Below are 10,259 nucleotides of genomic sequence, written 5' to 3'. Positions count from 1 at the left end.
ATCGCCTGCGCCGCCTGCACCCCGGTCTTGATGCTCGGGCGACCGCTCTTGACCCCGCCGCGCAGGACACCGTTGAGGTGGCCGAGCCGCTCGACCTCGCGCTTGACGTCGTAGGTGATGCCCTTTGTCGTCGTGCCGAGCTTGTCGAGGAGCGGGCCGAGGCTGACCATCTTGTCGTAGATGGCGCCGTAGTCCCGCTCGACGACGACCAGCTTGGGCATCGTCTTCCCGGGGATCGCCTCGCACTCGCCGGCCTTCCAGTCACGGACGATGCCGTGCGGGTTGGCCATCGCCTCGGCGGTGTCGTGCAAGAGCGGTGCGACGACGAGGTCCTTGCGGACGCCGAGGTGCTGCGCGCCGAGAGCCGAGAACTTCTCGGCGATGACCTGGAAGGTGTCCCAGTCGGTCTTCGTCTGCCACGGCGGGTTGATCGCCGGGTTGAACGAGTGGATGAACGGGTGCATGTCCGTCGTGTTGATGTCGTGCTTCTCGTACCAGGTCGCCGCCGGTAGCACGACGTCGGAGAGGATCGTCGAGCTCGTCATCCGGAAGTCGAGGGTGAGGAGCAGGTCGAGCTTGCCCTCGGGTGCCTCGTCGCGCCAGACGATGTCTCGCGGCCGGAGGTGCTCGGGCGTCTCGGTCGCGCTGACGGCGTTGTCGGTGCCGAGCAGGTGCTTGAGGAAGTACTCCTCGCCCTTGGCCGAGCTGCCGAGCAGGTTGGCCCGCCACATGGTGAGGACCCGCGGGAAGTTCTCCGGGGCGTCGGGGTCCTCGACGGCGAAGCGCAGGTCACCGGACCTGAGCCGCGACACGACGTAGTCGGGCACGCTCTCCCCGGCCGCCTCCGCCTCGTCGCAGATGTCGAGGGGGTTGCGGTTGAGGCTGGGGAAGCTCGGCATCCAGCCCATCCGGGCGGACTTGGCGAGCGTGTCCATCGTCGCCATTCCCGTGAACCGGCCTGTGCCGGTCGCGGCGGCCACCTCGTCGGCCTGGTAGTGGTCGTAGCGGTACTGGTCAGTGTGCACGTACCAGTACGCCGTCTGGATCATCTGCCGCGGTGGGCGGACCCAGTCGAGGGCCATCGCGATGTGCGACCAGCCGGTGACCGGGCGAGCCTTCTCCTGGCCGACGTAGTGCGCCCAGCCGCCGCCGTTGCGGCCCTGGCAGCCGGTGATGGTCGTCAGCATGAACATCGCCCGGTAGATCGTGTCGGAGTGGAACCAGTGGTTCGCCCCGGCCCCGACGATGATCATCGAGCGGCCGCCGGTGTCGACTGCGTTCTGCGCGAACTCCCTTGCGATCCGGGCGACCTTGTCCGCTGGGACCGCGGTGATCGTCTCCTGCCACGCCGGCGTGTAGGGCGCGTCGACGTCGTCGTAGCCCGTGGCGTAGCTGCCCGGCAGGTCGGCGCGAGCCACGCCGTAGTGGGCGAACATCAGGTCGAGCACGGTCGTGACGAGCCTGTCGCCGACCCGGCGCACCGGCACACCGCGCGTCGCGATCGTCGGCATCGACTCGTCGAACCGCGGGAAGTCGACGAGGACGGCGTCGTCCCTGGTGTCGAGGAGGGACAGCGTCGGCACGATATCGTCGAGGTCGAGGTTCCACTTGCCGGCGCCGTCCGGACCGAACCGGTCGGCGAGCGACCCGTTGGGGCAAGCGAGCTCGCCGGTCCGGCTGTCGAGCACGACCGTGCGGAACTCGGCGTTCTCGGTCTGCGCGTGCGAGCCGCCGAGGTCGGCCGCGGTCAGGAACTTGCCCGGCCGGTAGGTCACCTTCCCGGCGTCGGCCGGGTCGGCGGCATACTCCTCGAGCTCGATGAGGAACGGCAGGTCGGTGTACTGCCGGCAGTAGGTGTTGAAGAAGTCGACCTGCTGGTCGGCGAAGAACTCCTTGAGCACGACGTGGCCCATGGCCATCGCCATCGCGGCGTCGGTGCCCGGTGCGATCGCGAGCCACTCGTCGGCGAACTTCACGTTGTCGGCGTAGTCGGGCGAGACAGCGATGACCTTCTGGCCGCGGTAGCGCGCCTCCGCCATCCAGTGGGCGTCGGGTGTGCGCGTGACCGGCACGTTTGAGCCCCACATCATGAGGTATGCCGCGTCCCACCAGTCGCCCGACTCCGGTACGTCCGTCTGGTCGCCCCAGATCTGCGGCGAGGCGACGGGCAGGTCTGCGTACCAGTCGTAGAAGGAGAGCATCGCGCCGCCGATGAGCTCGGTGAAGCGGGAGCCGGACGCGTGGCTCACCATCGACATCGCGGGGATGGGCGAGAAGCCCGCGACGCGATCGGGGCCCCACTCCTTGATCGTCGAGACGTATGCCGCAGCCACGAGCTCCGCGGCCTCGTCCCACGTCGCGCGCACCAGGCCACCCTTGCCACGCGCGCTCTTGTAGCGCCGCGCCTTCTCCGGGTCGCTCGTGATCTCGCGCCAGGCGTCGACGGGGTCGCCGAGGCGGGCGCGGGCCTCGCGGAACATCTCGAGGAGCACGCCGCGCACGTACGGGTAGCGGACGCGGGTGGGGGAGTAGGTGTACCAGGAGAACGCTGCGCCGCGGGGGCAGCCGCGGGGCTCGTAGTCGGGGCGGTCGGCGCCGGCCGTCGGGTAGTCGGTCTGCTGCGCCTCCCAGGTGATGATCCCGTCCTTGACGTAGACCTTCCACGAGCAGGAGCCGGTGCAGTTGACGCCGTGCGTCGACCGGACGACCTTGTCGTGGCTCCACCGGTCCCGGTAGAACGAGTCGCCCTCGCGGCCGCCCTCCCGGAGCAGCATGCGCTTGTCGTCGGAGACGGTCGCCTGGGTGAAGAAGCGCCGTGTCCCGACGAGGGCGTCGCTGAGCGGGCCGTCGAGACCCACCTCGTGGGTGCGGGTCGCGGGGTCGTTCATGAACGGGTCTCCTTGTCGATGAAGGGGATTCTTGGGGTCGTGCTGCTCTGGGGTGTGCCCGTGCTCAGGGCGGCCACGCACAGGTGCGGGGTGACGAAGGGGGTGAGGCTGACCTCCGTGTGCTCCTCGCCGAGCTCCTCCATGACGCCGCGGATGAGCCCGCGGTGGATGCCGCAGACGAGGGCGGTGTTGTCGCGGGCCAGGTCGAGGAACGGGCAGCCGTGCAGGGCGACGCGCGCCGTGCGGCCGCCCTCGGTCGTGGACACCTCCGGGGTGTAGCCCCACTCCTCGAGGACGTCGACCATCCGGCCGATCTTGCCGAGCCACTGCCCGGGGGTCTGTGCCGGTGCCGTCCGGCTCGCGTCGAGGTCCTCGTGCTGGATGCGTCGACGGCCCCAGCGCGCGCCGAGCTGCTCGGGGGTCAGGTTCTTGGAGGAGTCGTTGAACGAGTCGACGAGCACCTCGGACAGGCGGGCGAAGGACTGCTCGGAACGCTCTGTGTCGAGCGAGCCGTGGGCGATCGCGTAGAGCTTGCGGGGCCGCCCCGCGCCGCCGCCGCGCTTGAACTGCGTGACGACGAGGCCGCCGGCGACGAGCTGGTCGAGATGGAACCGCATGGTCGTCACGTGCAGGTGCAGCCGGTCGGCGAGGTCTCGAGCCGAGAGTCCCTCGGCCGGCTGCTTCGCGCCGGTCTGCGGGTCACGAACGGGTGGCAGGTTGGCGAGCACGTCGACGATCCGACGGCGGACCGAGGAGCTGAGCAGGTCGGTGCCGAGGGGAGTGCGGTCATGCACGCTGCCCACCTCCTGACGAATTACGAAACATCGTCATGACGTATTTAGAGGAACGTCGTCTCTTCATCTAACCACGCATTCGGCGCATCCGCTCGGGGTGATTTCGACGAGCAGGGTCGCACCTGGACCGCACCTCTCCGAGGGTGTCTGTCACCCGAAATTCCTCGGAATTCCAACGGACCTGAGCGGGTTCGAGTTGCACATCGAGGACACTACTACATACTGTAGTTCTTGCATCCGTCGGGCCGCGCCAGATTGGCCTGACGGGGGTATTGCACCGCCTCGTCCGGGTAAGGCCCGGATCAATAAAACGAATCGGTATTCCTCTAAAAAGCGAGGTCTCAGGTGGTCTCCTCCTCACCCGCCCGCGGCTCGACCCGGGTCCTGGCCATGTCGTCGACGGCCTTCACGGTCATGTTCGCCGTGTGGCTCATGTTCGGCATCCTCGGCATCCCGATCCAGAAGGAGCTCGGCCTCACCGATCCCGAGCTTGCGTGGATCACCGCGGTGGCCGTCCTCAACGGCTCGATCTGGCGCCTGCCGGCCGGGATGCTCACGGACCGCATCGGCGGCCGCAAGGTCACCATCGCGCTGCTCCTGCTCACCGCGATCCCCACCTTCCTCGTCGCCCGGGTGCACAGCTACGGAACGCTCCTCGTGCTCGCGTTCCTCGTCGGCCTGGCCGGCAACCTCTTCTCGGTCGGCGTCGCCTGGAACGCCGCGTGGACGGACCGGAGCCGGCAGGGCTTCGCCCTCGGCGTGTTCGGGGCCGGCAACGTCGGTGCGTCGGTGACGAAGTTCATCGGGCCCCCGCTCATCGCCGGGACGGCCGGTGCGACATACGCCTTCGGCGTCGAGGGCGGCTGGCGGCTCGTCCCCGTCCTCTATGCGGTGCTGCTCGTCGCCCTTGCCATCGCGGCCTTCCTCGTCACGCCCCGGCACGACCGGATGCCCGGCGCGAGCAAGCCGGTGCGCGAGATGCTCGCCCCGCTCCGGCAGGTGCGGGTGTGGCGCTTCGGCCTCTACTACGTCGCGGTCTTCGGCGCTTATGTCGCGCTGTCGGCCTGGCTGCCGAAGTACTACGTCGACAACTTCGGCGTCTCCCTCACGACGGCCGCCCTGCTCACGGCGACCTTCATCTTCCCGGCCTCGCTGCTGCGGCCGGTCGGTGGCTGGTTCAGCGACCGGTTCGGCGCCCGCCGGGCCATGTACTGGACGTTCACGGCGATGGTCATCACGTCCGGGATCCTGATGATGCCCAACGGCCACATCGTCATCAATCACGCGGACGGCAGCCAGACCGAGCACCTGGCCTACCAGCTCGGCATCGTGCCCTTCGCGGTCATCGTCTTCCTCCTGGGGTGCGCCATGGGTGTCGGCAAGGCCGCCGTCTACAAGCACATCCCGGAGTACTTCCCGCACAACGTGGGCGCGGTCGGCGGCCTCGTCGGGATGCTCGGTGGACTGGGCGGCTTCTTCCTGCCCCCGCTGTTCGCCTATACGAAGCAGTGGTCGGGCTTCCCGTCCAGCACCTTCTTCGTCCTGTTCCTCCTCACGCTTGTCTGTTTCGCCTGGATGCACTGGACTGTGGTGCACATGCTGCACAAGGGCTCCCCGGAGCTCACCGACCACTTCGAACAACCCGCCCTTGCAGCTCGTGAGGACGCCGTCACCGACACCGTGGAGGTACGCGCATGACCGCCAACACCGCCGCCCGCACCAAGGGCGAGTGGCTCGAATCGTGGGACCCGGAAAACGAGCAGACGTGGGACAAGGGTCTCGCCTGGCGGACCCTCTGGATCACGACCTTCAGCCTCACGATGTGCTTCGTCGCCTGGTTCCTACCGAGCGCGATCGTCCCGAAGCTCAACCCGATCGGCTACCACTTCACGCAGTCCCAGCTCTACTGGCTCGCCTCGATCCCCGGACTCGCCGCCGGTCTGCTCCGGATCGTCTGGATGGTGCTCCCGCCCATCATGGGCACCCGCAAGATGGTCACCCTGACCTCCCTGCTCCTCATCGCACCGATCCTCGGCTGGGGTGTGCGGGTGCAGAGCCCGACCGCCCCCTACTGGGAGCTGCTGACCCTCGCCTTCCTCTCCGGCATCGGCGGTGGCGCGTTCTCCGGGTTCATGCCCTCGACGTCCTACTTCTTCCCCAGGCGCCTGCAGGGCACCGCCCTCGGGCTGCAGGCCGGCGTCGGCAACTTCGGTGTCTCGCTGGTCCAGCTCCTCACGCCGTGGCTCATCGGCTTCGGCATGGTGGGCTTCCTCGGGGGCTCGCAGATGCTGACCTTCCCGGGCAAGCCGGCCCAGCAGGTCTGGTACCAGAACGCTGCCTTCGTCTGGATCCCGCTGCTCATCATCGTCGCGGCGATCGCCTGGACCTTCCTCAAGTCGGTCCCGGTCAAGGCCAACATCAAGCAGCAGTTCGACATCTTCCGCAACCAGGACACCTGGTGGATGACGGTGCTCTACATCATGACCTTCGGCACCTTCTCCGGCCTCTCCGCGCAGTTCGGCCTGCTCATGGCGAACCTCTACGGCATCGGCAACAAGGAGATCGTGTCCGGGTCGGGCGCAGCCGCGAAGGTCCTCATCGAGGGCTATGCACCGCCGGACGTCGTCAAGTACGTCTTCCTCGGGCCGCTCGTCGGCGCCGGCGCGCGGGTCCTCTTCGCGCCGCTGACCGACCGCATGGGCGGGGCGAGGTGGTCGCTCGTGTCGGGCGTCGGCATCATCGCCTCGATCATCTACACGATCCCCGCACTCACCCCGGACACATCCTCGGCGGCCACGCTCCACTCCGGCTTCAACCAGTTCCTCTGGGGCATGCTCGCGATCTTCTTCTTCTCCGGTGTCGGCAACGCCTCGACGTTCAAGCAGATGCCGATGATCTTCGAGCGCCGTCAGGCCGGTGGCGTCATCGGCTGGACCGCCGCGATCGCCGCGTTCGGGCCGTTCCTCTTCGGTGTCGGCCTGACCATCATGAGCGCGACGCTCTTCTACATCATCGGCATCGTCTGGGCCGTCGCATGCGTCGTCATCACGTGGATGCGCTACGCCCGGCCCGGTGCGCCCAAGCCGAGCTGACGCGGGGGCCAGGCCGACCAGCGCCTGACGACAGCACACGCCGGTTCAGGGCTGACGACAACACACCCGGGTTACGGACAACACCTCAGGGTCCGAACCCGGTGCGTTGTCGATTTCCCGGTGTGTTGCGCGACCCGACCCTCCCGTCGACCGGTCACTGCCCCTCGGTCGACCGGTCACTTCCCGGCTCGGCGGGGAGCGGCATACGTCTCATTTCGGGCAGCGTGTCTGGTATGTGCCCGACCGGTGCTCTAGGTTCGCAGAGGCAGCCGTGGTCCTAGTGTGCCCGCAATGGAGGAGAGCATCGTGCAGATCGGGATCCCCCGTGAGTCAGGGCCGCGTGAGCGGCGGGTGGCGGCGACGCCCAAGACGGTGGGCCAGCTCGTCGGGCTGGGTTACGAGGTCGTCATCGAGTCCGGCGCGGGCCACGCGGCGAGCTTCGACGACCCGGCGTATGCCGTGGCCGGTGCTCGCGTCGTGGACCGGGCCACCGCGTGGGCCTCGGATGTCGTCCACAAGATCAACCCGCCCACCGACGAGGAGATCGCCCTGCTACGGCCGGGCACGGTGCTCGTCGGGCTGCTGGCGCCGGCGCTGGCGCCCGAGCTCGTCGAGAAGCTCCGCGCGGCAGGGGTCACGGCGATGGCGATGGACGCCGTGCCGCGGATCAGTCGCGCCCAGTCGCTGGATGTCCTCTCGTCGATGGCGAACATCGCCGGCTACCGGGCGGTCGTCGAGGCGGCGCACGAGTTCGGGTCGTTCTTCACCGGGCAGGTGACGGCCGCCGGCAAGGTACCTCCGGCGAAGGTGCTGGTCGCCGGTGCCGGTGTCGCGGGGCTCGCCGCGATCGGCACGGCGCGCTCGCTCGGCGCGATCGTCCGCGCGACCGACGCCCGGGCCGAGGTGGCCGAGCAGGTCGAGTCCATGGGTGCGGAGTTCCTCGCCGTCGAGCTGCCCGAGGCCGACGCCGGCCCGAGCGGGTCGGGCTACGCCAAGGAGATGGGCGAGGAGTACAACCGCCTCGCGGCCGAGCTCTATGCCTCACAGCTGCCGGACATCGACATCGTCGTGACGACCGCGCTGATCCCGGGCAGGCCGGCGCCACGCCTGATCACCGCCGAGATGGTCGGCTCGATGAAGCCCGGATCGGTCATCGTCGACATGGCCGCTGCGAACGGCGGCAACGTCGAGGGCTCCGTGCCGGACGAGCTCGTCGTCACCGAGGGCGGGGTCCGGATCATCGGCTACACCGACCTCGCCGGGCGCCTGCCCACCCAGGCGAGCCAGCTCTACGGCACGAACCTTGTCAACCTGATGAAGCTGCTCACCCCGGCGAAGGACGGGCAGCTCGTGCTCGACTTCGACGACCCGGTGCAGCGCAACATGACGGTCGCCCGGGACGGCGAGCTGCTCTGGCCGCCGCCGCCGATCCAGGTCAGCGCCGCACCGGCACCCATGCCGGCCGCGCCCCTGCCGCCGAAGGAGGTCGTGAAGGCCGAGCCAGCAGGCCCGCGGGACCTGACCCGGCGGCATACCGGCATGGCGATCGCCGCGGTCGTCTTCCTCGCCATCACGGCGCTGTCGAAGGGGACCTTCCTCGCCCCGTTCACGGTGTTCGCGCTCGCAGTCGTCATCGGGTTCTACGTCATCGGCAACGTCGCGCACGCGCTGCACACGCCGCTGATGTCAGTGACCAACGCGATCAGCGGCATCATCATCGTGGGCGCGCTGCTGCAGCTCGGCGCCTCCGGGGCCGCCTCGACCGGCGCCGTCGCGGTGCTCGCGTTCGTTGCGACGCTGGTGGCGAGCATCAACATCTTCGGCGGGTTCACCGTGACCCGCCGCATGCTGACCATGTTCCGGAAGGGCTGAGCCACCGATGACGACTGACATCGCCCTCGTCGGCGCCGCCTACCTGGTCGCCGCGATCCTCTTCATCCTCAGCCTCGCCGGGCTGTCGAAGCACGAGAGCGCCAAGCAGGGCAACACCTACGGCATCGCCGGCATGGTCATCGCGCTCGCCGCGACGCTGTGGCTCGCCGGGCAGGCGGCCGGGCTGCCCCAATGGGCCGCGATCGTCGTCGCGATGGCGATCGGTGCGGCCGTCGGGACCCGGCTCGCGGTGCGCGTCGAGATGACCGGGATGCCCGAGCTCATCGCGATGCTGCACAGCTTCGTCGGCCTCGCCGCGGTGCTCGTCGGCTACAACACCTACCTCGTCTCGACCGGGTCGGAGGCCCGCGCGCTGACGGCGCTGGCCGTGGGGGCGACCTCCGGCGGGGAGGACGCGGTGCACCTCGTCGAGATCTTCCTCGGCGTGTTCATCGGCGCGGTGACCTTCACCGGCTCGATCGTCGCCTTCCTCAAGCTGTCGGCCAAGATCTCCAGCCGGCCGCTGATGCTGCCGCGCCGGCACTGGCTCAACCTGGGCGCGCTCGTCGTCTCCTTCGCGCTGCTCGTGTGGTTCGTGGTGTCCCCGTCGCTCGTGCCGCTGGCCGCGATGACGGTGATCGCGCTGGCGTTCGGCTGGCACCTCGTCGCCTCGATCGGCGGGGGCGACATGCCGGTCGTCATCTCGATGCTCAACAGCTACTCCGGGTGGGCGGCGGCCGCGGCCGGGTTCATGCTGAGCAACGACCTGCTCATCGTGACCGGTGCCCTCGTCGGCTCCTCCGGTGCCTACCTGTCCTACATCATGTGCCAGGCGATGAACCGCTCCTTCCTCTCGGTCATCGCCGGCGGGTTCGGCTCCGACGGTGCGGTCACCGGGGCCGAGGTCGACTACGGCGAGCACCGCGAGACCAGCGCGCAGGAGGTCGCCGCCCTGCTCGAGAACGCGCGGTCCGTCGTCATCACGCCCGGCTACGGGATGGCCGTCGCCCAGGCGCAGTACCCCGTCGCGGACCTCACCGCGAAGCTGCGCGAGCGCGGCGTCGAGGTCCGGTTCGGGATCCACCCCGTCGCCGGCCGGCTGCCCGGGCACATGAACGTGCTGCTCGCCGAGGCGAAGGTCCCGTACGACATCGTCCTCGAGATGGACGAGATCAACGACGACCTGCCCGCCACCGACGTCGTGCTCGTCATCGGCGCCAACGACACCGTCAACCCGGCCGCCGCCGAGGACCCGACCAGCCCGATCGCCGGGATGCCCGTGCTGCAGGTCTGGAACGCCAAGGACGTCATCGTCTTCAAACGGTCCATGGCGGCCGGCTACGCCGGTGTCCAGAACCCGCTCTTCTTCCGCGACAACACCGCCATGCTCTTCGGCGACGCGAAGGACCGGGTCCAGGACATCATCAAGGCCCTCTGACCGCTCGCCCGGACGACCACCATCCGTCGGAGCCGGTCCCGCTCGTGCTGAGCCGGCGCGGCGGTTACGGATAGTGGTCGTTCCGCCGCCCAGGAGGTATGCCGCCGACCTCGCCCACGCGGGACCGCGCGCTCAGTGCGGCCTGGCTGAGCGGCATACGGACGGGGTTTCGCCG

General features: G+C 69.0%; 6 protein-coding genes. 4 read left to right on the top strand and 2 right to left on the bottom strand.

Annotation, left to right across the window (positions count from 1 at the left end; genetic code table 11):
• Positions 1-2,888: nitrate reductase subunit alpha (locus tag ACTHJJ_RS11880; protein ID WP_440303156.1), on the bottom strand; the 2,888-nt coding region annotated here is incomplete at its 3' end.
• The gene (locus tag ACTHJJ_RS11875) at positions 2,885-3,682 is read right to left on the bottom strand and encodes a helix-turn-helix transcriptional regulator (protein WP_440303155.1); all 798 of its coding nucleotides are present in this window, start codon (positions 3,680-3,682) and stop codon (positions 2,885-2,887) included. The genes ACTHJJ_RS11875 and ACTHJJ_RS11880, both read right to left, overlap by 4 nt.
• 345 nt (positions 3,683-4,027) lie before the next feature.
• Here ACTHJJ_RS11875 and ACTHJJ_RS11870 point away from each other — a divergent pair, with 345 nt between their 5' ends.
• From ACTHJJ_RS11870 to pntB, 4 genes are all read left to right on the top strand, one after another.
• Complete coding sequence (locus ACTHJJ_RS11870; RefSeq protein ID WP_440303154.1) at positions 4,028-5,380, top strand: MFS transporter; 1,353 nt, start codon at positions 4,028-4,030, stop codon at positions 5,378-5,380.
• Positions 5,377-6,774 (top strand): MFS transporter, encoded by a 1,398-nt coding sequence (locus ACTHJJ_RS11865; RefSeq protein WP_440303153.1) that lies wholly within the window; start codon positions 5,377-5,379, stop codon positions 6,772-6,774. The genes ACTHJJ_RS11870 and ACTHJJ_RS11865 overlap by 4 nt, the downstream gene beginning before the upstream one ends.
• A 291-nt stretch (positions 6,775-7,065) precedes the next feature.
• Positions 7,066-8,646 carry a Re/Si-specific NAD(P)(+) transhydrogenase subunit alpha gene (locus tag ACTHJJ_RS11860; protein ID WP_440303152.1) on the top strand — a complete coding sequence of 527 codons (1,581 nt, stop codon included), beginning with the start codon at positions 7,066-7,068 and terminating at the stop codon, positions 8,644-8,646.
• Positions 8,647-8,653: 7 nt separating this feature from the next.
• Positions 8,654-10,084: a Re/Si-specific NAD(P)(+) transhydrogenase subunit beta gene (gene pntB / locus ACTHJJ_RS11855; RefSeq protein WP_440303151.1), complete on the top strand. Its 1,431-nt coding sequence runs from the start codon at positions 8,654-8,656 to the stop codon at positions 10,082-10,084.
• The last annotated feature ends 175 nt before the right edge of the window (positions 10,085-10,259 follow it).

It is taken from the genome of Intrasporangium sp., assembly GCF_051961875.1.
Classification (GTDB): Bacteria; Actinomycetota; Actinomycetes; order Actinomycetales; family Dermatophilaceae; genus Intrasporangium_A.
This window is presented reverse-complemented; position numbering and strand designations above follow the sequence as displayed.